At 63.6% G+C, this 23,097-nt stretch carries 23 protein-coding genes and 1 tRNA gene; 7 read left to right on the top strand and 17 right to left on the bottom strand.

The window, feature by feature from the left end:
- Positions 1 to 12: 12 nt before the first annotated feature.
- Genes ACZM22_RS07600 through ACZM22_RS07585 form a run of 4 tightly spaced genes read right to left on the bottom strand, consistent with a single transcriptional unit; the run spans position 13 to position 3,366 of the window.
- Entirely contained in the window at positions 13 to 597 is a 585-nt protein-coding gene (locus ACZM22_RS07600; protein WP_483268742.1) for a V-type ATP synthase subunit E, read from the bottom strand.
- Positions 598 to 610: 13 nt separating this feature from the next.
- Positions 611 to 1,099, bottom strand: coding sequence for a V-type ATP synthase subunit K (locus tag ACZM22_RS07595; protein WP_483268741.1), 489 nt, complete (start codon positions 1,097 to 1,099; stop codon positions 611 to 613).
- Positions 1,096 to 3,042, bottom strand: a complete 1,947-nt coding sequence (locus ACZM22_RS07590; protein ID WP_489543635.1) for a V-type ATP synthase subunit I — start codon at positions 3,040 to 3,042, stop codon at positions 1,096 to 1,098. The genes ACZM22_RS07595 and ACZM22_RS07590 overlap by 4 nt, the downstream gene beginning before the upstream one ends.
- Positions 3,043 to 3,366, bottom strand: a complete 324-nt coding sequence (locus ACZM22_RS07585) for a hypothetical protein (protein ID WP_484438246.1) — start codon at positions 3,364 to 3,366, stop codon at positions 3,043 to 3,045. It lies immediately after the preceding gene.
- A gap of 370 nt (positions 3,367 to 3,736) precedes the next feature.
- On the opposite strand from ACZM22_RS07585, the gene ACZM22_RS07580 reads away from it, so the two are divergent.
- Both ACZM22_RS07580 and ACZM22_RS07575 read left to right on the top strand, forming a co-directional pair.
- Positions 3,737 to 4,570: an undecaprenyl-diphosphate phosphatase gene (locus tag ACZM22_RS07580; protein ID WP_483268738.1), complete on the top strand. Its 834-nt coding sequence runs from the start codon at positions 3,737 to 3,739 to the stop codon at positions 4,568 to 4,570.
- Between the two features lie 18 nt (positions 4,571 to 4,588).
- Complete coding sequence (locus ACZM22_RS07575) at positions 4,589 to 7,147, top strand: DNA translocase FtsK (protein WP_489543634.1); 2,559 nt, start codon at positions 4,589 to 4,591, stop codon at positions 7,145 to 7,147.
- A gap of 403 nt (positions 7,148 to 7,550) precedes the next feature.
- Here ACZM22_RS07575 and ACZM22_RS07570 read toward each other — a convergent pair whose 3' ends face one another.
- From ACZM22_RS07570 to ACZM22_RS07560, 3 genes are read right to left on the bottom strand one after another with little or no spacing between them, the layout of a single operon-like run.
- Positions 7,551 to 8,831 carry an aspartate aminotransferase type Ic gene (locus ACZM22_RS07570; protein WP_483268736.1) on the bottom strand — a complete coding sequence of 427 codons (1,281 nt, stop codon included), beginning with the start codon at positions 8,829 to 8,831 and terminating at the stop codon, positions 7,551 to 7,553.
- Between the two features lie 59 nt (positions 8,832 to 8,890).
- Positions 8,891 to 9,700: a carbon-nitrogen hydrolase family protein gene (locus ACZM22_RS07565; RefSeq protein ID WP_489543633.1), complete on the bottom strand. Its 810-nt coding sequence runs from the start codon at positions 9,698 to 9,700 to the stop codon at positions 8,891 to 8,893.
- Between the two features lie 31 nt (positions 9,701 to 9,731).
- Entirely contained in the window at positions 9,732 to 9,977 is a 246-nt protein-coding gene (locus ACZM22_RS07560; RefSeq protein WP_483268734.1) for a Smr/MutS family protein, read from the bottom strand.
- Positions 9,978 to 10,079: 102 nt separating this feature from the next.
- On the opposite strand from ACZM22_RS07560, the gene ACZM22_RS07555 reads away from it, so the two are divergent.
- Genes ACZM22_RS07555 through ACZM22_RS07545 form a run of 3 tightly spaced genes read left to right on the top strand, consistent with a single transcriptional unit; the run spans position 10,080 to position 12,026 of the window.
- On the top strand, positions 10,080 to 10,544 hold the full coding sequence (locus ACZM22_RS07555; RefSeq protein WP_489543632.1) for a metallophosphoesterase family protein: 465 nt from the start codon (positions 10,080 to 10,082) through the stop codon (positions 10,542 to 10,544).
- A gap of 13 nt (positions 10,545 to 10,557) precedes the next feature.
- Positions 10,558 to 11,391 (top strand): deoxyribonuclease IV, encoded by an 834-nt coding sequence (locus ACZM22_RS07550; RefSeq protein ID WP_489543631.1) that lies wholly within the window; start codon positions 10,558 to 10,560, stop codon positions 11,389 to 11,391.
- On the top strand, positions 11,388 to 12,026 hold the full coding sequence (locus ACZM22_RS07545) for a Pr6Pr family membrane protein (protein ID WP_489543630.1): 639 nt from the start codon (positions 11,388 to 11,390) through the stop codon (positions 12,024 to 12,026). The genes ACZM22_RS07550 and ACZM22_RS07545 overlap by 4 nt, the downstream gene beginning before the upstream one ends.
- 54 nt (positions 12,027 to 12,080) lie before the next feature.
- On the opposite strand, the gene atpC is transcribed toward ACZM22_RS07545, so the two are convergent.
- The 10 genes from atpC to ACZM22_RS07495 form a co-directional block, all read right to left on the bottom strand.
- Positions 12,081 to 12,488, bottom strand: coding sequence for an ATP synthase F1 subunit epsilon (gene atpC, locus ACZM22_RS07540; protein WP_489543629.1), 408 nt, complete (start codon positions 12,486 to 12,488; stop codon positions 12,081 to 12,083).
- The gene (atpD, locus tag ACZM22_RS07535; protein ID WP_489543628.1) at positions 12,488 to 13,891 is read right to left on the bottom strand and encodes a F0F1 ATP synthase subunit beta; all 1,404 of its coding nucleotides are present in this window, start codon (positions 13,889 to 13,891) and stop codon (positions 12,488 to 12,490) included. The genes atpC and atpD overlap by 1 nt, the downstream gene beginning before the upstream one ends.
- A gap of 5 nt (positions 13,892 to 13,896) precedes the next feature.
- Positions 13,897 to 14,793, bottom strand: coding sequence for an ATP synthase F1 subunit gamma (gene atpG / locus ACZM22_RS07530; RefSeq protein ID WP_489543627.1), 897 nt, complete (start codon positions 14,791 to 14,793; stop codon positions 13,897 to 13,899).
- A gap of 4 nt (positions 14,794 to 14,797) precedes the next feature.
- Entirely contained in the window at positions 14,798 to 16,552 is a 1,755-nt protein-coding gene (atpA, locus tag ACZM22_RS07525) for a F0F1 ATP synthase subunit alpha (RefSeq protein ID WP_489543626.1), read from the bottom strand.
- Complete coding sequence (locus ACZM22_RS07520; protein WP_489543625.1) at positions 16,539 to 17,036, bottom strand: F0F1 ATP synthase subunit B; 498 nt, start codon at positions 17,034 to 17,036, stop codon at positions 16,539 to 16,541. Before ACZM22_RS07520 ends, atpA begins: the two co-directional genes overlap by 14 nt.
- Positions 17,037 to 17,054: 18 nt before the next feature.
- The gene (gene atpE / locus ACZM22_RS07515; protein WP_483273400.1) at positions 17,055 to 17,426 is read right to left on the bottom strand and encodes an ATP synthase F0 subunit C; all 372 of its coding nucleotides are present in this window, start codon (positions 17,424 to 17,426) and stop codon (positions 17,055 to 17,057) included.
- A gap of 17 nt (positions 17,427 to 17,443) precedes the next feature.
- A complete protein-coding gene (locus tag ACZM22_RS07510; RefSeq protein WP_489543624.1) occupies positions 17,444 to 18,292 on the bottom strand; it encodes a F0F1 ATP synthase subunit A in 849 nt (282 codons plus the stop codon).
- Positions 18,293 to 18,580: 288 nt separating this feature from the next.
- Positions 18,581 to 20,560, bottom strand: coding sequence for a YgiQ family radical SAM protein (locus tag ACZM22_RS07505; protein WP_489543623.1), 1,980 nt, complete (start codon positions 20,558 to 20,560; stop codon positions 18,581 to 18,583).
- A gap of 13 nt (positions 20,561 to 20,573) precedes the next feature.
- A complete protein-coding gene (locus ACZM22_RS07500; protein WP_489543622.1) occupies positions 20,574 to 21,626 on the bottom strand; it encodes a GNAT family N-acetyltransferase in 1,053 nt (350 codons plus the stop codon).
- Positions 21,623 to 22,381, bottom strand: coding sequence for a beta/alpha barrel domain-containing protein (locus ACZM22_RS07495; RefSeq protein WP_483267904.1), 759 nt, complete (start codon positions 22,379 to 22,381; stop codon positions 21,623 to 21,625). Before ACZM22_RS07495 ends, ACZM22_RS07500 begins: the two co-directional genes overlap by 4 nt.
- Before the next feature lie 141 nt (positions 22,382 to 22,522).
- Here ACZM22_RS07495 and ACZM22_RS07490 point away from each other — a divergent pair, with 141 nt between their 5' ends.
- Both ACZM22_RS07490 and ACZM22_RS07485 read left to right on the top strand, forming a co-directional pair.
- Positions 22,523 to 22,699, top strand: coding sequence for a hypothetical protein (locus tag ACZM22_RS07490; RefSeq protein ID WP_483267903.1), 177 nt, complete (start codon positions 22,523 to 22,525; stop codon positions 22,697 to 22,699).
- Positions 22,700 to 22,844: 145 nt separating this feature from the next.
- Positions 22,845 to 22,936 (top strand) — tRNA-Ser (locus ACZM22_RS07485).
- Positions 22,937 to 23,097 lie beyond the last annotated feature (161 nt).

Genomic DNA, 23,097 nt, shown 5'->3' with positions numbered 1-23,097 from the left:
GGACGCCCCCTCTCAGTCAAATAGCAGCCTGGCCACGGCGGAGGATTCCTCCTGCCGCAGCTGGCGGAGCTTTTCGGTGAAGCTGCAGTTCAGCTCCACGCGGCCCCGCCGCAGCACCAGTCCGCCGCCGGTCTCGCGGGTCTCCTCCGACAGACGGAAGGCGGCGCCGGCCTTTCTGGCGTTGGCGGCCTTCACCACTGCGGGACCCACGGCCTCGCGGTCCTTGGCGGACAGCAGCAGCTCCTCGTCGCCGCTGCCATTCTCGGCGGCCAGCGCGGCCAGCAGGTCAATGTACTCCGCCTGCGGCAGACTTGACAGCCGCTGGGCGGCGCCTGCGAAGGCCTCATCGATCAGCTGCTGCTTGGCGGCCAGAACCTTCTGGCGGCAGGCCAGCTGGCTGCTGCCGTTGAGGTGCTCCAGATGCTCCGCCGCCTGAGCCTCCGCCCGCTGGCGGCTGTCGCGGGCCACAGCGTCCGCCTGGGCCCGGCAGTCCCGCAGGATGGCAGCGGCGTTCTCGGCGGCGCTGGCGGTCAGTGCATCGCACTCCGCCCTGGTATCCGCCTCCATGCGGGCCACGATCTTTTCCAGTCCGTTCATAACGGTACCCACCTTACTTCAGGATGTTCAGGGAGATCATGATGGTGGCCACCAGAGACAAAATGGCGTAGAACTCCACGATGCCGCAGTAGATGATGCCCTTGGTAGCGGCCTCGGGACGCTTGGCCACGATGTTGACGGAGGCGGCGGCCACGCGGCCCTGGAAAATGGCGCTGAGCCAGCCGCCCAGCATGATGGGAAGGCAGGCGGCGAAGAAGGACAGACCCTGGGTCAGGGTGATGTCCACGGCGCTGCCGCTGAGTACGCCCACCTGGCCCAGCACCAGGAACAGGGCCACAAAGCCGTACAGGCCCTGAGTACCGGGCAGCACCTGCAAAATCAGGCACTTGGTGGACTTGTCGGGGTCCTCGCTGGTGAGGCCGGCGGCGGCTTCACCCACCATACCGGTGCCCTTGGCGGAGCCGATGCAGCACAGGCCGGCGGTCAGCGCCGCACCCAGGATGGCGAAACCCAGTCCGCCGATGGATTCAAGAATACTCATTGTACGTGTTCCTCCTTTATGATCTCTACATGATTGGCCTGCATGCGCAGGGGACGGAAGGCCTTGCCGCCGTCCTTATAAAAACGTCCGAAGAATTCCAGAAATTGCAGGCGCATATCGTGGACATAGCAGCCCAGCAGATTCAGCGCCAGGTTCAGCGCGTTGCCCACCAGCGCGATGATGACGAACAGCACGATGTTTCCGGTAGTGGCGCCCAGCATGTTGAACACCTGGGCCAGCACCGCGCCGGACAGCATCAGCGCCATCAGCCGCACGTAGGACAGGATATCGCTGAAAAAGCCGGTGACGCCGTTATACACGGCAGCCACCACGCCTGTGACCTTGCCGAAGCCCTTCTTGCCGCGGCCCGCGCCGTACAGCAGCATCAGTCCGCCAACGCACAGCACCACCGGCACGCCGCCGACGCTGCCCACGCCCAGAATGGCCATGGCCCCGCCGGCCAGGATGATCCACCACGTGATCTCATCAAAGAGCGCGTCCAAAAAATGCCCGCTCCTGCATTTCTCCACCACGCTGACGGTCATGCCGGTGAACACCTGGATGCCGCCCAGCACCAGCGAGCCCACCATGATGGCCATGGTGTCGTTCAGCGGGTCGAACAGTGCCGGCATGGTGAAGGTGCTGGCGGGATCGATGAGCTTGCACAGCTGGGGGATGAAATCCCCGAAGAAGCCGCCGGTCAGCGCACCAAAGATGAACGTCATGATGCCGCACCAGAAGATCATCTCCATAAAGCTGCGATCATCGGGCCGCTTTTTCTTCAGGAACAGCAGGGAGCCGACGATCATCAGCAGGCCGTAGCCCATGTCCGCCATCATCATGCCAAAGAAGAAGATGAAGAACGGTGCCATCACGGGGTTGGGGTCCACACCGTCGTAGGCGGGCATGGAGTACTGCTCCGTGATGCAGTTCATGGAGCGGGTCAGGATATTGCCCTTCAGCGCCACCGGCACGTCGGGGATCTCCTCCGGCGTGGGGTCGCTGAGGTCGTAGGCACAGTCCAGCGTGTCCAGCCACGCCGTCAGCTGCGGCAGCTTCTCCGCCGGCACCCAGCCGTCAAAGGCCACGATGCAGCCATCGGTCATCAGCCGTTTCCGGTTCTCCTCCCGCATGAGACGGGAGTTCAGCCGGTCGCTGCACAACTGCATGTCGGGGAGCTTCCCGCCTAAGCCGGCCAGCTCCTGCAGGGCGGCGTCCTTTTCCGCGGCGGTCTGACGCAGACTGTCCGCCAGCGCCGTCAGGTTTTCCTCCGGCGTACCATGGCGGCCCTTGAGCTGCCCGCCGGAGAAACCGAAGCTGCGCAGCAGCTCCAGCGCCTGAGCCGTCACGGCCTTGTGGGTCAGCAGCAGGATGCCCTGCTGCTGCCGGTCGGCGTACAGCAGGTATGCCTCCGATTCCGGCACCTGTTGGCTCAGCGTGCCCTGTATCTCCTCCCATACGGCGAAGGGGGGCAGCGTGCCGGTGGTGATGTCGCACCATCGCGTCTCCGTCAGCTCCAGCGGGATATCCAGGCTCCGCCAGGGTGTCAGGGCGGCCTGCTCGCTGCGGAGCTGGGTCTCCTTGGCGGTGAGGCGGTTTACGTCCGCCGCCAGTTCATTGATGTGCTGGGCCGTTTCCAGCTCTGATGCCAGCGCCGCTTCATCCAGATATTCCCGCTCGGAGATGCGGGGACGCGGTGTCAGCAGACCCGTTTTCTGGGGCGGCGCGGTGCGGCGCAGGATGTCTATGGCCGATTGCAGCTGCCGTTGGCGGGCCAGCAGGTCCGCTGCCGCAGTATCGCACCGGCGCAGAGTGTCGGGAAGCGCCTGTATATCCGGCTCGCTGATCTCCAGACAGCCCATGTGCTGGAGACGGCGGAGTATGGCATCGTGGTCACGCTCCAGCGCCAGCACCTGCAAATGCTTCATTTTGACAATGGCCATCTACCGCTTCACCACCTTTTCCAGCAGGTAGTCCACGGCGTCGTCCATCCGCGCCATAGCCGCGGCACGCAGGGCCTCGCAGTCCTTCTCGGTGCGATCCAGCATGGCCTGCCGCTCCGCCTCGGCCTGGGCTTCCGCCTGACGCAGGGCGTCGGCCGCGGCACGGCGCGCCGCCTCCTGGGCCTGGGATACCAGCGCGGCGCCGTCCTTTTCCGCCTGCCGCACCGTCTCCGCCGCCGCGCTTTGCGCCGCAGCCTTCTGCGCCAGCAGACGGCTCTCCTCCGCCTGAAGACTCTCTATTTTTTCACGGTACAGTTCACTCACCGCCTTTCTCGGAATATGCAGGCAGGGGAAGCCCCTGCGGCCTCCCCTGTTGACTATCCGGTATACCGCAGGGATGGCCCTCTGCGTTATTTGCATCAGGATATCATAAAAGCAGGTTTCTCACAACGGTCAAGCCGTAGAAATTGTCCATCGTATTTTTGTGAATTTCGTCAATAGCGTTGCTTTGCCTAAAAAAATAGCATAATAGGAAACTCTTATCCTCCGCGGGCGACGGATGTCAAATTCCAGTGGCATTTTCCCCATATCTATGGTATAGTATCCTTGTTATGGTAAACGTTCCGACAACAAATGGGATAATTGCGACAATATATAACGAAAAGTATTTGAAAAAAACACGTGAGGTGTGGTTATGACATACGTAACATCATTCCTGCTGGGACTGGTACAGGGCGTGGCGGAGTTCCTGCCCATCTCCAGCTCCGGCCATCTGGCTATCGCACAGAACCTGCTGGGCCTGGAGGGCGCGGGCAGCGTGCCGGAATTTTTCGACGTACTGCTCCATCTGGGTACGCTGATCGCGGTGTTCGCCGCCTATTGGAAGGACATCTGCGACATGGTGGTGGAGTTCTTCCGCGGCATCGGCGACTTGGCCCATCGCTCCACACCGTCGCCGGTACCGCCGGCGCGGCGGCTGATCCTGCTCATCATCGTGGGCACGCTGCCGCTGTTCGCGGTGCTGCCCATCCGAAAAAGCGTGCAGGGCCTTGCTGATAATATGGTATTCGTGGGCGCGGCGCTGATCGTCACCGGTTTTCTGCTGTTCCTGTGCGATCGGGTCCGCAAGGGCCGCAAGACCGAGCGCAGCGCCACGTGGCTGGACGCCCTGCTGGTGGGCGTGGGCCAGGCGGTGGCCACGCTGCCCGGCGTGTCCCGCTCCGGCATGACCATCACCGCCGGCTGCTTCGTGGGCTACGAGCGCAGGTTCGCCGTGCGGTTCTCGTTCCTGCTGAGCATCCCTGCGGTGCTGGGCGCCAACATCCTGTCCCTGAGCGATGCGGCGAAGGCCGGCATCAACACGGCGGAGGTGCCCATGTACCTGCTGGGCGTCGTCACCGCCGCCGTATCGGGGTATCTGTGCATCCGCCTGTTGAAATACGTGGCGGACAAGGGCCGCTTCGGCGCGTTCGCCTACTACTGCTGGGCGGTGGGTATCCTGACGCTGGTGCTGCAGGCCGTCAAGTGAGATGAAGTGAGGAAAACTATGGCATCGACGCAAAAGAAGACCACAAAAAAGAAAAAGGCGCCGCCCAAGCCGGAGCCGCCCGCCTATAACGGACTGGCGCGGCTCGTCGGCGGCGTGGTCTGCCTGCTGCTGGCACTGTGCGTACTGGTCAGCTATTTTCAGGTGGACGCCCTGCTCCTGACGTTTATCGCCAAGGTGCTGAAGGGCACGCTGGGGTACGGGTATTTTCTGGCGGCGCCGGCGCTGCTGGCCGTGGCGGTGATCCAGCTGCGGCATCAGGGCCGCCCCGTGATCCTGCGCACCACCTGCACCCTGCTGGTGCCGTTGCTGTCGGGAATGCTGTGCCACCTGCTGCTGTGCCGCACGGCCTATGAGCTGGGCAGCGGCCTGCTGCCCCAGCTGTGGAAGGACGGACAGACCCTGACCTGCGGCGGCGTGGTGGCCGGCGGCCTGGCACTGGGCAGCGAGGCGCTGCTGAGCAAGGTGGTGTCTGTGGTGGTGTTCGTGGTGCTGCTGGTGGCGGCGCTGCTGGGCGCGCTGCACATGACGCCGCAGCAGGCCGTGGATAAAATGAAGGAGTACCGCAGCAGCCGCTGGGAGGACGAGGAGGACGAGGACGATCTGGAGGGCTTCGAGCCTGCGGCTCCGCGGAAAGCGCCTGTACCGGAGAAGCCTGTGAAAGAGAAGCCCGCCAAAAAGCGGGTGAACATCGATATCCCGCTGGACGGCGCGCCCTCCGCCATGGAGAGCGGCGAGAAGAAGGACTTCTTCCCCCGCCGCAGTGCCGCCGTCCGGACGCCGGACGAGGTGCTGGACCGCGCCGCTGCCGCGCCCGCCGTCCCCGCCGCACCGGCAGCCCCTGCGGCATCGACAGCTCCTGCCGCTCCCGCAGTACAGGAGGCCGCAGCGGTGAAGGAGCCGGTGTCCGAGAAGAGAAAGAAGGCTCAGGTTCAGCAGGAGGTGGAATCTGCCGCCCAGGAAGTGGGACAGGCCATCGAGCAGGAGCTGGCCCAGGGCGAGGAGATCTACCGCTACCCGCCCATCACCCTGCTGGAGGAGAATCACACCGACAACTGCACCGAGGTGGGCGCGGAGCTGCGCAACAACTCCCGCCGTCTGGCGGACGCCCTGCGTTCCTTCGGCGTGGACGCCACCGCGGGCGACGTGGTCCACGGACCCAGTGTCACCCGCTACGAGTTCACTCTGGAGCAGGGTGTGAAGCTCAGCAAGATCACCAACCTGTCCGACGATATCGCTCTGGCACTGGGCGCCAGCGGCGTCCGTGTGGCGCCGGTGCCCAACAAGATCTCCGTGGTGGGCATCGAGGTGCCCAACCGCACCGTTACCGCCGTCCGTATCCGCGATGTTATCGAGTCCCGGGAGTTTACCCGCCACCCGTCCCCCGTGGCCTTCGCCGTGGGTAAGGACATTGGCGGCAATAACATCGTGGGCAATATTGCCCGCCTGCCCCACGTGCTGATCGCCGGTACCACCGGCTCCGGCAAGTCCGTGTGTACCAACTCCCTGATCGTCAGCATCCTCTACAAGTCCACCCCCGACGAGGTGCGCTTCATTATGGTGGACCCCAAGATGGTGGAGCTGGCGCCTTACAACGGCATCCCCCACCTGCTGATCCCTGTGGTCACGGACCCCAAGAAGGCCGCGGGCGCTTTGCAGTGGGCGGTGTTCGAGATGATGAAGCGCTACAAGATGTTCTCCGAAAAGGGCGTCAAGGACCTGGCGGGCTACAACGCCCTGTCCGAGACGGACGAGGACGTGAAGAAGCTGCCCACGGTGGTGGTGGTCATCGATGAGCTGGCCGATTTGATGCTGGTGGCTGCCAAGGAGGTGGAGGAGTCCATCTGCCGCGTGGCCCAGATGGGCCGTGCCGCCGGCATGCATCTGGTGGTGGCCACCCAGCGTCCCTCCGCCGATGTCATCACCGGCCTGATGAAGGCCAATATTCCCAGCCGCATCGCCTTCGCCGTGGCCAGCTCCATGGAGTCCCGCATCATTCTGGATACCCCCGGCGCGGAAAAGCTGGTAGGTAAAGGTGATATGCTTTACTCCCCGCTGGGCGACAGCAAACCCACCCGCGTACAGGGCTGCTTCATCACACCGGAGGAGATCGAGCGTGTGGTGGCCTTTGTCAAGGACACCGCCGGCGAGGCCCATTACGATCAGGATGTCATCGAGAAGATCCAGCAGGCGGTGGACGCCAAGTCCGACAAGGGCAAGGGCGCCGCATCCGATGCGCCTGCCGATGGCGAGGACGGCGACGAGCTGCTGCCCGCCGCCGTGGAGGTGGTGCTGGAGACGGGGCAGGCCTCCGTGTCCATGCTCCAGCGGCGTCTGAAGCTGGGCTACTCCCGTGCCGCCCGGCTGGTGGATCAGATGGAGGAGCGGGGCTATGTCGGACCCTTCGAGGGCTCCAAGCCCCGACAGCTCCTCATCACCCGGGAGAAGTGGCAGGAGCTGCAAATGGCAAAGGGCGCTGCGCCGGCGGAGACGCCGCCCACCGCTGACCGCTGCGGCTCCATCCACGACGTGTTCGAAAGCCACGACGCACTGGAATAAAGGGATTGCAAAAGGGGTCAGGCCTACCCGTCCCCGCTTGTTTCGCCGCTTGCTCAGATCGCAGCCTCCGCCGGAGGCAAAGGCGCGGGAAATCGTCCCTGACAAAACAACAAAATATAAGAGCGCTGCGGCCATGCCGCAGCGCTCTTCAGCTTGTCAAAAAAGTCCGTTCGGACTTTTCTGACAAGCTGCCAGCAAAATCGCAAAATAAAAAACAGTATTTTGTTTTGCGATTTTGGCCGCTGCGGCGGGTGATTGAACGCGAAAGGGAACCCTAACGGTTCCCTTTCACACTATCCTTCCCTCCGATACTTGTGACCGGGCAGGTTTTTGACAGATTGAAGAGCGCTGCAGCCATGCCGCAGCGCTCTTCAATCTTATACACAGTTACACAGTCAGATTCTTACACGCCCAGCTTTTCCAGCGCCGCCAGGCGCAGGCAGATGCAGAACACCGCGATGGCCTGCTCCAGCTCCGCCACCGGCGGCAGGGACGGCGCAATGCGGATGTTGCTGTCGTTGGGGTCCTTGCCGTAGGGGAACGTGGCCCCCGCACCGGTCATGGTGATACCCGCCTCCCTGCACAGCTCCAGCGTGCGCTTGGCGCACCCGTGCATGGTGTCCACGCTGATAAAGTAGCCGCCCACCGGCCGCTTGTAGTCCGCGATGCCACGGGGCGCGATCTCACTGTCCAGCGCGTTCAGCACCGCGTGGAACTTGGGCGCCAACACCGCCGCGTGCCGCTTCATCAGCGCCAGAGTGTGCTCCCGATCCTGCAGGTACAGCACGTGCCGCAGCTGGTTCACCTTGTCATAGCCGATGGTCTGGATGTTGATGAGCTTGGAGAAATACTGGATGTTGGCCTCGCTGGCCGCCATCACCGCCACGCCCGCGCCGGGGAACGTCACCTTGCTGGTGGACGCGAACTCATACACCATGTCGGCGTTGCCGTACTGGGCGCACAGGCCGATGATATCGGAGAACGGTACAAAGTCACAGTCGAACTCGTGGATGCAGTAGGCGTTGTCCCACATCAGCATAAAGTCCGGTGCGGCGGGTTTCATGGCTGCCAGACGGCGGATGGTCTCATCAGAGTACACCACGCCCTCGGGATTGGAGTACTTGGGCACGTTCCACATACCCTTCACGGCGGGATCCTTGATAAGCTCCTCCACCATGTCCATGTCGGGACCCTGGTCGGTCATGGGCACGTTGATCATCTCCACACCGAAGCTGCCCGTCACCTTAAAGTGCCGGTCGTAGCCGGGGACGGGGCAGATCCACTTCACCGTATCCAGTTTGGCCCAGGGCTTCTCGCTGTGGAGCAGGCCGTGGGTGAACGCCTTGGAGATGGCATCGTACATCAGCTGCAGGCTGGCATTGCCGCCCACGAACACCTGCTCCGGCTTGCAGCCCAGGATGTCGGCGAACAGCTTCCGCGCCGCGGGAATACCCGCCACCTCGCCGTAGTTGCGGGTCTCCACCCCGTCGGATACAAACTGCTCCGGCTGGGTCAGCACCTGCAGCATGGGCGTCACCATGTCCAGCTGCTGGCGGCTGGGCTTGCCCCGCGCCATGTTCAATTCCAGATGAAGGGCCTTCGCCCCCTCGAATTCCGCCTTGACAGCCGCGTATTCCGCCTGCCGCTCAGGCTTTGTCATCTCTTTATAATTCTTCTTCATCATGAACGTCCTCCCGCCTCATGTTTTTTGCGATTATACACCGTCTGATGCCCCCGTGGCAATCACTTTTTTCGGACACCGTACACGTCCGTCCGGCGCGCTGAAAGAATGGGCAGCTGTTCCCGTATGGCGGACACACGGCTCATATCCAGCTCCGTCACCACCACCTGCTCACCGGCGCCGCACTGGTGCAGCACCGTGCCCCAGGGGTCGCAGACGATGGAGTGGCCCCAGGCCACATAGGATGCCGTCTCGTCCCGCGCCGGTGAAGTGCCTGCGGTGAACAGCTGTCCGTCCACCGCGCGCTGCCGGAACAGCAGTTCCCAGTGGGCGGGGCCGGTGGTCATATTAAAGGCCGCCGGTACCAGCAGTACCTGTGCGCCCTCCAGCACCATCAGCTGTGCCAGCTCCTGAAACCGCAGGTCAAAGCAGATGCACAGCCCCATTTTGCCCCAGGGCGTGTCAAACACCGTGATCTCATTTCCTGCCGACAGGGTGTCGGACTCGCGAAATCGCTGACCGCCGGCCACGTCGATGTCGAAAAGGTGCATCTTTCGGTGACGGGCCACGCAGAGGCCCGTGGGATCGAACACATAGCTGGTGTTGTACACCTTATCGCCGTCCAGCTCCGGCAGAGAGCCGCCCACCACCCACAGGCCGTGGGCCGCTGCGGCGCGGGACAGCATCTGATAGGCCGGCCCGCCCTCCGGCTCGCCGTAGGCGCGGAAGCAGGCGTTGTCGTAGGGACAGCAGAACATTTCCGGCAGCACCGCCATGTCCGCATCCGCTGCCCGGGACAGCAGGGCCTCCGCGTGGCGCAGGTTCGCCGCCTTGTCAGGGCCCACGCGCATCTGTATCTGTGCAAGCTTCATACCTTTACACCTCTTTCACGGAGATCGTTTCTCAATAGTATTCCCGCAGCACCAGCTCCGTGACGCCCTCGCTGACGCTGACCATGCGCTTCACCTGGCTGCGCCGCCCGTAGGTCAGCCACAGCATGTCCCGAATGGCCGTGCCGCCGCGATAGCCGTGGATCAGCCGCAGGCGGTACGTGCCGTTTCCGGCGCGGCGCAGGGCCGCATCCACCGCGATCTGGGCCTGATAGGTATTCATGCCGTGCAGGTCCAGCTCCACCACACCTCCGGTCATGACAACACCTCCTCTCAACTGCCCTAATCATACGGGAAATAAATTGTTTTTTCAACCGCTTTGTGGTAAAATACCCTTCATTACATCAAGTGTGAGGGGCCTATGAATGTTTTGGTGGTATCCGACTCCCATGGGAAAGTGAACAAACTGATACAAGCGGTAGAGCAGGTACACCCCAGCTATGTACTGCATCTGGGCGACTGCCAGCGGGATCTGGAGAAGCTGCGGCAGGCGTTTCCCATGCTGCCCATGGAGGGCGTGCCCGGGAACTGCGACTACGGCAGCTGCGACCAGCCGGAGCGGCTCATCGAGCTGGGCGGCGTGCGCATCCTGATGCTCCACGGCCACACGCGGGGCGTGAAGTCCGACGTGATGCGGGCTGTCTGGGCGGCACGTGAGTGCGGCGCGCAGGTGCTGCTGTTCGGCCACACCCACCGGCCTCTGGTGGACAACGACGGGGCCCTGCTGGTGCTGAACCCCGGGGCCGCCGGAGACCCGCTGCACCCCACCTGCGGCATCCTTACCATTGAAAACGGCAGGGCGGACGTCCGGACGCTGGCCCTGTGAAAGGAGAAAAACTATGCTGACCATCGGCTGTCATCTGTCCGCCTCGGAGGGCTTTCTGGCCATGGGGAAAACGGCGCTGTCCATCGGCGCCAACACGTTCCAGTTCTTTACCCGCAATCCCCGGGGCAGTAAAGCGAAAGCCATTGACCCCGACGACGCGGCGGCGTTTCTGGCACTGGCGCAGGCCAACGGCTTCGGCCGTCTGGTGGCCCACGCGCCCTACACCATCAACCCCTGCTCCAAAACGGAGCGCACCCGCGAATTCGCCCGCATGACGCTGGCGGACGACCTGAAGCGGATGGAATATCTCCCCGGCAACTACTACAACTTCCACCCGGGCAGCCACACGGAGCAGGGCATGGAGGTGGGCGTCAGCCAGATCGCCGAGACGCTGAACGCCATCCTGAAGCCGGAGCAGCACACCACGGTGCTGCTGGAGACCATGTCGGGCAAGGGCTCCGAGGTGGGCGGCCGGTTCGAGGAGCTGCGGGAGATACTGGACCGCGTGGCGCTGAATACCCAGATGGGCGTGTGCATGGACACCTGCCACATCTCCGACGCGGGGTACGACATCGCGGGCGACATCGACGGCGTGCTGACGGAGTTCGACCGCGTTATCGGGCTGGAGCGGCTGAAGGCCGTCCACATCAACGACAGCATGAACCCGCTGGGCGCCCACAAGGACCGCCACGCCCGCATCGGCGAGGGCTATCTGGGGGAGGCGGCCTTTGGCCGCATCATCAATCACCCCGCCCTGCGGGACCTGCCCTTTATTCTGGAAACGCCCAACGATCTGGCGGGCTACGCCCGTGAGATCGGACGGCTGAAGGAGCTGAGGGCGGAATGATGCTGCGGCTGTCCGCGCTGTTTCTGGGCCTGCTGGGACTGGTGGGACTGTATTTTCACTCCACGCTGCCGGTGACGAGCCATATCCGGCCTGGATTTTTCGTCTTTTACACCAACCTCAGCAACCTGCTGCTGGCGGTGTACCAGCTGACGCTGGGGGTCAGCGGCCACGATCCACAGTGCGGCGTGTTCCGGTGGCTCAGCTCCGCCGGTGTGGCCCTGAGCATGACGCTGTGCATCTTCGTGACCCACCTCATCTACCAGTGGGTGCTGGTGCCATCGGCGAAAAAGGGCGGCAAGGCGCTGTCAGACATCGGATTCAGCAGCTTCGGCAACCTGTGTGTCCATTACGCTGTGCCGTGGCTGACGGTGGTGCAGTGGCTGCTGTGGCAGGACAAGTCCGGCCTCGCCATCGGCCACGCCGTCTGGTGGCTGGTGCTGCCGCTGGCCTACTTTGCCTTCGGTATGGCCCGTGGGGCCACGGGAAAGCCCATCGGCCACACGAAGCGCTGCTACCCCTACCCGTTCATGGACCCGCAGGTGATGGGCAAACGGTTTTGGCCGGTGGTCCTGCTGCTGATCGCGGCGTTTTTCGGTCTGGGGTGCCTGTTTGTGGGCATCGGCAGGCTGCTGTAAGCGAAAAAAGAACGTCCCCGGTGGGGACGTTCTTTTTTCGCTTTTTGCTGTTTCTCAGCCGCGGCCGCTGACGCGGAGACGGTTCATGGCGCGGGCCAGATGGCTCTGGGCCAGGTGGTATTCCGCCATGCTGCGTTTCTGGCGCAGCTCCTCCTCCGCCTCCTCACGGGCGCGGAGGGCGCGGTTCACGTCAATGTCCTCGGGACGCTCGGCCGCGTCCACCAGCAGCAGCACGCGGCCATTCTCCACCTTGAAAAGGCCCGGGGCCACGGCGGCGCGGCGCTGCTCTCCCTCCGCCGTCTCGAACCGCAGCTCACCGGCGGTGACGGCGCCCACGGCGTTGCTGTGGTTGGCCAGAATACCGTACTCGCCGTCGGTGGTGGGCAGCACCAGCGATACGCAGTCACCCCGGTAAAACGGGACGCTGGCCGCCAGAATATCCAGATGGAACGGCGCTGCCATCACATGCCGCCTTTCTTCATCTGCTCCGCCTTGCGGATCACGTCGTCAATGGTGCCGGCGTTGAAGAAGGCCGCCTCGGGGTACTCGTCCATGCTGCCGGACAGGATCTCCTTAAAGCCGCGGAGCGTCTCGTGCAGGGGCACGAACACGCCGGGGGCGCCGCTGAACTTCTCCGCCACGTAGAAGGGCTGGGACAGGAAGCGCTGGATGCGGCGGGCACGGGCGACGGTCTTTTTGTCCTCGTCGCTGAGCTCCTCCATGCCCAAGATGGCGATGATATCCTGCAGCTCACGGTACTTTTGCAGGGTGGACTGGACGGCACGGGCAATGTTGTAGTGCTCCTCACCCACGATGTCCGGCTCCAGAATGCGGGAGGTGGACTCCAACGGGTCCACGGCGGGGTAGATGCCCTGCTCCGCGATCTTACGGCTCAGCACGGTGGTGGCGTCCAGATGAGAGAACGTGGTGGCGGGGGCGGGGTCGGTCAGGTCGTCGGCGGGAACGTACACCGCCTGCACGGAGGTGACGGAGCCGTCTCTGGTGGAGGTGATACGCTCCTGCAGAGCGCCCATCTCGCTGGCCAGAGTAGGCTGGTAGCCCACGGCGGAGGGCATGCGGCCCAGCAGCGTGGAGACCTCGCTGCCCGCCTGCACGAAGCGGAAGATGTTGTCGATGAACAGCAGCACGTCCTTGTGCTCCACATCGCGGAAATACTCCGCCATGGTCAGACCCGACAGCGCCACGCGCATACGGACGCCGGGGGATTCGTTCATCTGACCGAACACCAGCGCCGTCTTGTCGGACACGCCGCTCTCCCGCATCTCGCCCCAGAGGTCGTTGCCCTCGCGGCTGCGCTCGCCCACGCCGGTGAAGATGGAATAGCCGCCGTGCTCCATGGCCACATTGTGGATCAGCTCCTGGATCAGGACGGTCTTGCCCACGCCGGCGCCGCCGAACAGGCCGATCTTGCCGCCCTTGGGATACGGCTCGATGAGGTCGATGACCTTGATGCCCGTTTCCAGAATGTCGGCGGCGGGCATCTGCTGGGCAAAGCCGGGGGCGGGGCGGTGGATCTCCCAGCGGGGCGCGTCGGCGCTGACCGGCGCTTCACCGTCGATGGGGTCGCCCAGTACGTTGAACATGCGGCCCAGCGTGGCTTCGCCCACCGGCACGGAGATGCCGTGGCCGGTGGCGGTGACGGTCAGGCCCCGGCTGAGGCCGTCACTGCCGGCCATCATGACGCAGCGCACCGTCTTGTTCTCCAGATGCTGCTCCACCTCCATGGTGTAGCGCGTACCGTTTGCCTCCACGGTCAGCGCTTCATTGATGGCGGGCAGGCTCCCCTCGGGGAAGCATACGTCGATCACGGGACCGGAAATGCCCGTGATGGTTCCTTGTTTCATTGAGGTCAGCCCTCCTTTTCTTTCTTGCTGCGCTGGGCGCGCTCACCGGCGGAGACTTCGGTGATCTCCTGGGTGATGGCGGCCTGACGCGCCCGATTGTACTGCACGGACAGGTCCTTCAGCAGGTCCTCCGCGTTCTGGTCCGCCGCGTTCATGGCGGTCATACGGGCGGACTGCTCGCTGCAGAAGCTGTCCACCAGCGCACTGTAAATGAAGCCGATGAGGCAGCTGCGCGCCGCGTTGTCCAGCACCGCGGCGGGGCTGGGCACATACTCAAAGGTGGGGTCGCCCGCCGTGCTGGCCTGGGCTGCGGAGAAGTGCTCCCGCGTCAGGGGCAGCACCTGTGCCTGACGCACCGTAGCCTCCAGCCCGTTTTTCATGTCCGTGTAGATGATGTGGACAGCGTTGATCTCACCGGCGTCGTACCGCTCCAGCAGCAGCTCGCCGATCTGGCGGGCGCGCCGCAGCGTGGGGTTCTGCGCGGTGTAGAGAAAGCTCTTTTCGATGGGGATGCCCCGCTGGGTGAACCAGCGGCGGCCGTACTCGCCCACCACATACAGCACCGCGCCCTCGTGATCCGACAGGAACTGCTGGGCCTGACGGATGGCGTTCTGGTTATACGCGCCGGCAAGGCCCTTATCCGCCGTGATGAGCAGGCAAGCGGCCACGCCGGGCAGCGGCTTACTGTTCTCATCGCAGAGATACCGGCTCTCCGCGGTGTCGTCGGCGTTGAACACGCGGCCGATCTCCGCCTGCAGTGCGTCGAAGTAGGGACGGGTGTTGCTCAGGTCCTGCTTGGCCTTGCGCAGCTTGGCCTGGGAGATGAGGTACATGGCGTGGGTGATCTTCTGGGTCTGCCGGACGCTTCCGATGCGGCGGCGGATCTCACTTGTGCTGGCCATGGCCTCACCGCCCGCCTGCGCGCCGGAACTTTTCCAGCGCGGTCTTTGCAAAGTCCACGATCTGCTGGCGCACCTCGTCGGTCAGCGCCGCGCCCTGCTCCAGCTCCTGCATGAGCTGGGGGCGTCCGGCGGCGAACTCGCCCAGGATGTAGTCCCGCAGCGGGCAGACCTGGGACACCGGCACCTGCTGATAGATGCGGGCCATAGCCGTCACCAGCGTGACGATCTGCTGGGCCTGACTCAGCGGGCTGCACCGGCCCTGACGCAGGATGTACATCAGGCTCTGGCCGTAGGCCAGCTGGTTCTTGGTCTCCTCGTCCAGATCGCTGGAGAACTGGGTAAAGACCTCCATCTCGCGGTATTGCGCCAGATCGAGGCGCAGGGTACCGACCGCCTTTTTCATCGCCTTGGTCTGGGCAGCGCCGCCCACACGGGACACGGAAAGTCCTACGTTTACGGCGGGGCGGTGGCCGGAGAAGAACAGGCTGCTCTCCAGAAAGATCTGGCCGTCGGTGATGGAGATGATATTGGTGGGGATGTAGGCGGACACGTCGCCTGCCTGCGTTTCCACGATGGGCAGGGCGGTCATGCTGCCGCCGCCCCGTGCGTCGCTGAGGCGCGCTGCGCGCTCCAGCAGGCGGGAGTGCAGATAGAACACGTCGCCGGGGTAGGCCTCACGGCCGGGAGAACGTCCCAGCAGAAGGCTCAGTGCGCGGTAGGCGATGGCGTGCTTGGAAAGATCGTCGTAGACGATGAGCACGTCCTTCCCCTTGTTCATAAAGTATTCGCCGATGGACGCGCCGGCGTAGGGCGCGATATACTGCATGGAGGCGGACTCACCGGCGCTGGCGCAGACGATGATGGTGTACGCCATGGCGTCGTGCTTGCGCAGCATCTCCGCGATCTGCGCCACGGAGCTGGCCTTCTGGCCGATGGCCACGTAGATGCAGATCATGTCCTTCCCCTTCTGGTTCAGGATGGTGTCGATGGCGATGGACGTCTTACCGGTCTGGCGGTCGCCGATGATCAGCTCGCGCTGACCCCGTCCGATGGGGAACATGGAGTCGATGGACAAAATGCCGGTCTGCATGGGGGTGTTTACCGGCTGGCGGTCGATGATGCCGGGGGCGGGGCTTTCGATCATGCGGTAGGCATCGACGGGGATGTCGCCGGCATCGTCGATGGGCGCGCCCAGCGCGTCCACCACGCGGCCGATCATGGCGTCGGACACGCCGATGCCAGCGGTACGGCCGGTGCGGTACACGGCGCTGCCCTCGCTGACCTCCTCCACACGGCCAAACAGGATGCAGCCGATGCGGTGGCCCCGCAGCTCCTGCACCATGCCGCGGATGCCGCTCTCAAAGAGCAAAATTTCACCGTAGGCAGCGTTTTCCAGACCGTCCACGTAGGCGATGCCGTCCGCCACGGACAGGACGCTGCCCACCTCGCGGGCGCTGATTTCCGGTACCCAGTCCCGCACGGTGTCGCGGATCAGAGGGATAACGGACTGGCCGCCGGTCTTCAGGGCGGCAAGGCGCTCCTTCAGCTGGCCCAGACGACCCTCCGCCGTCCAGTCGATGATCTCGGAGCCGATCTCGATGCGGAAGCCGCCGGAGACGGTCTTATCCTCCTGCCACGAAAGCGCCACCGGCCGGCCGTACCTCTTTGCCAGCACGTCCTCCAGCTTCGCCTTCTGCGCGGCGTCAGGCGGGCAGGCGCTGAGCAGTCTGGCGGTCAGGCGGGCATCATTCGTGCTCATGCTTCTCCACCCCCTCGGCTGCGTTCACGAACGCGTCATAGGCGCGGGAAGTCTCCTTCGCCAGCAGCTTCTCCATGGCGGCCTCGGCGATGGACACGGCCTCGCGGTTGGCCTCGTCCACGATCTTTTTGCGGTCGTTCTCCGCGTTCTCGCGGGCGGCAGCCACGATCTTGTCCGCCTGCTCATGGGCAGCGACGCGCTGCTGATGGGCATAGGTCTCGGCCTCCCGGGCGGCGGCGGCGCGCTTCTCGTCCAGCTCCGCGTCCAGCGCAGCCTGACGCTGCTGCATGGATGCCTCCAGCGCGGCGGTGTTCTTCTCCCGCTCCACGGCGGCGGACTCCATGTCGGCATAGTGCTTGGCGCGCTTGTCCATGAAGTTCTTTACCGGCTTGAACAGCAGCAGGTACAGTCCGCCCGCCAGAATGGAGAAGTTGAACAGGTGCAGCAGGATCTGCTGCCAATCAATATTCAGAGGGATGTTCATAGCTTCTCTCTCCGTTTCTTACAGCACAAAGATGATAAGGATGACCACCAGCAGGGCGTAGATGATGGCGGTTTCCAGGAACACAAGGCCCAGCATCATGGTGGTGCGGATCTTGCCCTCGGCCTCCGGCTGGCGGGCAATGCCCTCAGCGGACTTGGAGATGGCCATGCCCATGCCGATGGCGCCGCCGGCGGCGGCCACGCCGATGGCGATGGCGGATGCCATGGCCTTGGCGCTGTCAACGCTGCTGTCGGTGGTCTGCTCCGTCTGGGCAGGGGCATCGGCGGCAGGCTCGGTGTCGGCAAACGCGGTCACGGTGAACAGTGCGGTCAGTGCCAGCACCAGGCACAGCAGCAGGGCAACAGCCTTCTTATTGGTCAGTTTCTTCATGATCTCTCTTTCCTCCGTCAGTTATTTACAGTTTCAGCTTTGACTTTTTTGGCTTTCTTGGGCTTGGGCGCGTGCTTCTCCGTGGTCTCTCCGTAGAACATGGAGGTCAGGGTGGTGAGCACATAGGCCTGGATCAGCGCGTGGAGCAGGGTGAACAGCACCGCCACGACCACGGGGATCACATAGCTCAGTGTCACATAGTAGTAGACCAGCTCCGTCACCAGCAGACCGCTGAGCAGCGCGCCGAACATACGGAAGCTCATGGAGATGGGCAGGGAGAAGTCCTTCAGGGCCTTGCCCGCGCCCTTGAGGCCGTTGGCCACGATGCCGCCCACCAGAATGCCGCCGTAGGACAGGCAGCCCAGGGAGATGGCTGCGTTCACATCGGACAGCGGGGCCGGCAGGGCAATGATGTGCCCGTTGGTGGTAATGGCCTGGAAGCCGAACAGCTCGAACAGCGTGCCGATGAAGATATACACACCGGCGCCGAAGATGTAGGCACCCAGGAACTTGTTGCGGTGGGGGCTGTTGTCCTTGGCCATGCCGTCGAACATCCCCACCACGGTCTCCACGGCCAGCTGCAGCTTCCCCGGGACCATCTTGAAGCGGGGGATCGCAAACAGCCGCAGCAGCAGCGCCGCCAGCAGGATCACGCCCACCACTACCAAAGAGGATATGTACGCGGGGTTCACGTCTTTCAGCCCAAACAGACTGATGCGGTTGGTCCCGTGGAGCACTGCGTCACGCATGGCCTCCTGCACCGACTCCGACTTCCCGTGCCCGGGCACCAGGAGAGAACCGGCCAGCAGGGCCGCCGTAATCAGCAGCCACCCCACGATGAACCTTGTTTTCTTCTTTTTTTCCATTCTCTTATCACCTTCACATACGGTCCGGATTTTGTGCCGCTACGTCGTTTTTACGGCATGAGCGGCACGGCGGCGCCCTATTGCATACAATTCCTTAACGGAATCTTCACGCAGCGGGGAGCCATCTTGACGCTTCACTTTTATTATAATGAAAAAGCGGGTATAACACAAGCATTTTTTCGTCAGGACTGTCCAAACATTTCTGCTTTTTTACCGAAGAAAAGGCCAGTTTCAGTGAAATGTCCAAAAAAGGCCGGGGGCCTGCGGCAATAGCAGGCCCCCAGCGGGTCATGATTTCCTTTTTTTGGCAAATTCCGCCTTTTTCCGGTCAGACATTTTACCCTTCTGTACCGGCTGACGGGCTGCTGGCGTACCGCGGCGGCCGCGGTTGCCGGAGACCTCCTTCCGCGGGCGGCGGGGCTGGCGCTCCGGCTTCTCCGGCTTGGCGGGAGGCTGACCGTAGGGCTCGCCCTTGCGGGGGCGCAGCAGGCACTCGGGACCGTAGCCGATGAGGTCGGTGCGGCCTGCCTCCTCCAGCGCCTCCACCACCAGAGCGCGCTTTTCGGGGCGGGACCACTGGAGCAGCGCACGCTGCATGGCCTTGTCCTTCGGGTCGCGGGCCACATACACCGGTGACATATCCCGCGGGTCGATGCCGGTATAGTACATACAGGTGGAGAGGGTACCCGGGGTGGGGTAGAAATCCTGTACCTGCTCGGGAGTGCGGCCATTCTTGTGGAGAAACTCCGCCAGCTTCACGGCGTCGTTCAGGGTGCAGCCCGGGTGGCTGGACATCAGGTAGGGCACCAGATACTGCTCCGTGCCGTCCTGCTCGTTGAGCTTTTTATACTGCCGCCAGAACTTCAGGAACACGTCGAAATGGGGCTTTCCCATGTAGTCCAGCACGGAGCTGACGCAGTGCTCCGGCGCTACCTTCAGCTGACCGGAGATGTGGTGCTGCACCAGCTCCAGGAAGAAGTCCCTGTTCTTGTCCTGGAGCATGTAGTCATAGCGGATGCCGGAGCGGACGAATACCTTTTTTATTCCGGGGAGCTGCCGCAGCTTCCGCAGAAGTTCCGTGTACTCGGAGTGGTCGGCGTCCAGATTGGGACAGGGCTCCGGCGCAAGGCAGCTGCGATTTTTGCACATGCCGCACTTCTTCTGCTTCTGGCAGCTGGTGTGGCGGAAGTTGGCGCTGGGGCCGCCCACGTCGTGGATGTAGCCCTTGAACTGGGGATCCTCCGTCAGGAGGCGGGCCTCCTCTACCACCGATTCGATAGAGCGGCTGGTGACCATGCGGCCCTGGTGGAAGGCCAGAGCGCAGAAGTTGCAGCCGCCGAAGCAGCCGCGGTTGTGGGTGATGGAGAAACGTACCTCCTCAATGGCGGGAATGCCCTCGGCGTACATGGGGTGGACCTCCCGCGTGTAGGGCAGGGCGAACAGGCGGTCCAGCTCCTCCCGCCGCAGGGGGCGGGCCGGCGGGTTCACCACCAGCAATCGGCCCTCGCAGGGCTGGAGCACGGCGGAGCCGCGGATGGGGTCGTGCTCGTCATACTCGATCTTGGTGGCCCGGGCGTAGGCCGTTTTATCGGCGCAGACCTCCTCATAGGAGGGGCAGGGGGCCTTGTGGAAGCGGCAGCCGCTGTCGTCGGCGGCGATGTAGGCCGTGCCGGCCACATCGGTGATGTCGCGCACCGGCGTCTTTCGGGAAAGGCGGCGGGCGATCTCCACCGTGGCGCTCTCTCCCATGCCGTAGACCAGCAGATCGGCGGGGGCGTCAAACAGAATGCTGCGGCGCACCTTGTCGTCCCAGTAGTCGTAGTGGGCGAAGCGGCGCAGGGACGCCTCCAGCCCGCCGATGACGATGGGCGTGTCGGGGAACGCCTCCCGCGCCCGGTTGGTATAGACGATGGTGGGGCGGTCGGGACGGTAGCCCAGCTTGCCGCCGGGACTGTACAGGTCGCGGGTGCGGCGGCGCTTGGCCACGGTGTAGTGAGCCACCATGGAGTCCAGATTGCCGCCGCCGATGAGCACGCCGTAGCGGGGCTTGCCCATGGCGCGGAACGGCTCTGCCGAGTGCCAGTCCGGCTGGGCCAGAATGGCTACGCGGTAGCCCTCCGCCTCCAGCAGGCGGGCGATGAGGGTGGAGCCGAAGCTGGGATGGTCGATGTAGCCGTCCGCCGTCACCACCAGAAAATCATAATAGTACCAGCCGCGGTCGATCATCTCGTCACGGCTGACAGGTAAAAAATATTCGCCACGTGTCATGGGACAGCTCCTTTCAGGGACGGTACGCCTGGGGGATGGGCGGCAGCTGCTGGCGGATGTCCTTTTCCATCACATCGCCGCTCAGGGGGTAGAAGCCCAGACGGGCGAAAAACCGCCGCAGCTTCGCGTCGCCGCAGGAAAGACGCAGGAAGCCCACGTCCCGATGGCGTCCGGCGCGGATGATCTGGCCCATGGGGGCGATGCCGCGGCCCGTACCGCGGAAGGCGGGGTCCAGCCAGTACCAGCCCAGCCATACGGCGTCCGGCTCGCGGTCCGGCAGCAGCTGATACGCGCCGATGAACGTCTCGCCGCTGCGGATGCCCACGGCCTCACCGCCGTCGGGCACATGGAAGCGCGGAAGAAGCTCCTCCGGCAGGGGCAGATAATCCTCGCCGGGGTCCACCATGTTTTTGCTGCGCCACCAGCTTTGTTTGGCGAAGGTGGACAGGCCGCGCTCCGTCAGGTGGCTGTTGTCATCGCGGTACTCCACGCGGAGCTGACCGTTGTCCCAGGTCAGCAGGGAGACGGCGGTGTTGTCGCCATGGGGCGTCTCGCCAATCCCGGACAGGGGGACGCCCTGCAATGTGCCCAGCACGATGCGCAGGGCCGCGCCGTGGGAGAACACCGCCACGGTGCCGCCGTCGTGGGCGGCGCCCACGCGGTGCAGCGCAGGGAGATAGCGATCCAGCACGTCCTGCGCCGTCTCACCGCCCTCCACGTGCCACAGGTCCACGCGGCGGTTGAAGTGGTACATCTCCTGGGGGTATGCCTTGTTCAGCTCGTGCCACGTGTGATTCTCCCACACGCCCATGTGGATCTCGCGGAAGGCGGGCTCCAGATGCAGGGGCAGAGCCTTGGGCAGCCAGATGGCACGGGACGTGATCTGGGTACGGTAGAGGTCGCTGGCATACACGGCGTCAATGTCCACGTCCTGAAAGCGCTGGCGCAGGGCATCGATCTGCTGATAGCCGCGGTAGTTGGTGATCATGCCGTTGTAGTGGCCGTGAGCCATGCGGTAGAGGTTGCCCTCCGCCTCCGCGTGGCGGATAAGATAGATCTTCGTCATACCACTGTCACCCACTGCTTCAGCAGCTGCGCGGCGGCAGGCACGGCCTGCGCCGGTTCCTCCGCGTATTGCAGATCGAAGTCCACCAGCATGGCGCCGTGGCCGTACTCATCGAAGGCGGGGACGGCATTCTCGCCGTCGCACTCCGGCAGCAGCAGGAAGGACTTGGGGCACTGCCGCCGGACATCGCGGATGTCCAGCCGGTAGCCGGTGCCCACCACCAGCGACGCACCGTGGCGGGCCATCTGATCTGCCACCGCCAGATACAGCGGCCGGTCGCCGGCCATGAGACGCTGTACCTCACCGCCGCTCTTGTTGCAGGTACGCACCAGGGCGAACACCGCCTGCTCGCCGGCATCGCAGCAGTCGCTGCCCATGTAGGGATCCACGGTGATGGCGTCGGCGCCGTAGCCCTGCCACAGGGCGGGCTCCTCCGCACCGATACCCAGAATGACGTACAGACCCTTGGCGTGGGCGGCGCTGATGAGGTTGGACAGCACGTCCGCGCCCATCATGCCGCAGCGCAGGTAGCTGGCGCCGTGGAGCATCACGGCGGGAAGCGTCTCCGCCGCCGCGTCCAGCAGGGTGGTGCCGTGATAGCGCAGGGCTTCCGCCTCCGCCATGCTGCCCGGGCCGAACATATCGGTGAAGTTTTTCAGAATTTTGGGACTGAGCTTCTCCAGCTCCGGACGCAGGCCCAGGGCCAGGGGCGTCTTTTTCTGCCGGATGCGCTGCTGCAAATCGGTAACGGACATACAGGGGTCCTCCTTTTCCGCAATAAAAATACATTAAATATTATTATACCGCGCTTTGGGGCGATTTGGCAAGAAACACCGCGTGTTTTTTTCGCGGCGGCGGGAGATACTGGTGCTGTACGGAAAAGGAGTGAGGTAAAAATGAACATGACCGCATTTCTGCGGGGCGTCTGCGTCGGCATGGTAGCCGGCGCGGCGGTGGATATGGCGGCGCGCCCCTACCCGAAGCCCAGAAAAACCGTTGTGGGCAAGGCCATGCAGCGGGTGGGAAATACACTGGACTCGGCGCTGGTGACTGTCACATCCATGCTGCACTGAGGGATCACAGCAGGCGGTGGAGGGGCTCTTGGTCCTTCTACCGCCTGCCTGTGCGAAAAAACGGAGTTTTGCAGGAATTACTTCTTGACAAGGACAGTTTTTTTGCTATAATAAGTAATGCTGTTCGTCACAGAACTGAATATTTGCAGTGGTATCGAAGAGGTCATAACGAGCACGACTGGAAATCGTGTTGTCGTCAAAAGCGGCACGAGGGTTCGAATCCCTCCCACTGCGCCATATTAACGAAACGGTATAGATGCGTCTGGCGAAAAGCCAGGCGCATCTATACCGTTTCCTGGCTTTTTCAGGCCCGGATTTTTTCTTTCAAACCATAGATGCAAATCGCTGTTTCAGAGCGTCTGCCCCGATTCGAACCGGGCGTTTTCCCTTTTCGGGCA

The sequence above is a fragment of the Vescimonas sp. genome, assembly GCF_057856985.1.
The sequence above is the reverse complement of the archived record's forward strand: the minus strand, read 5'-3'. Positions and strand labels throughout refer to the sequence as shown.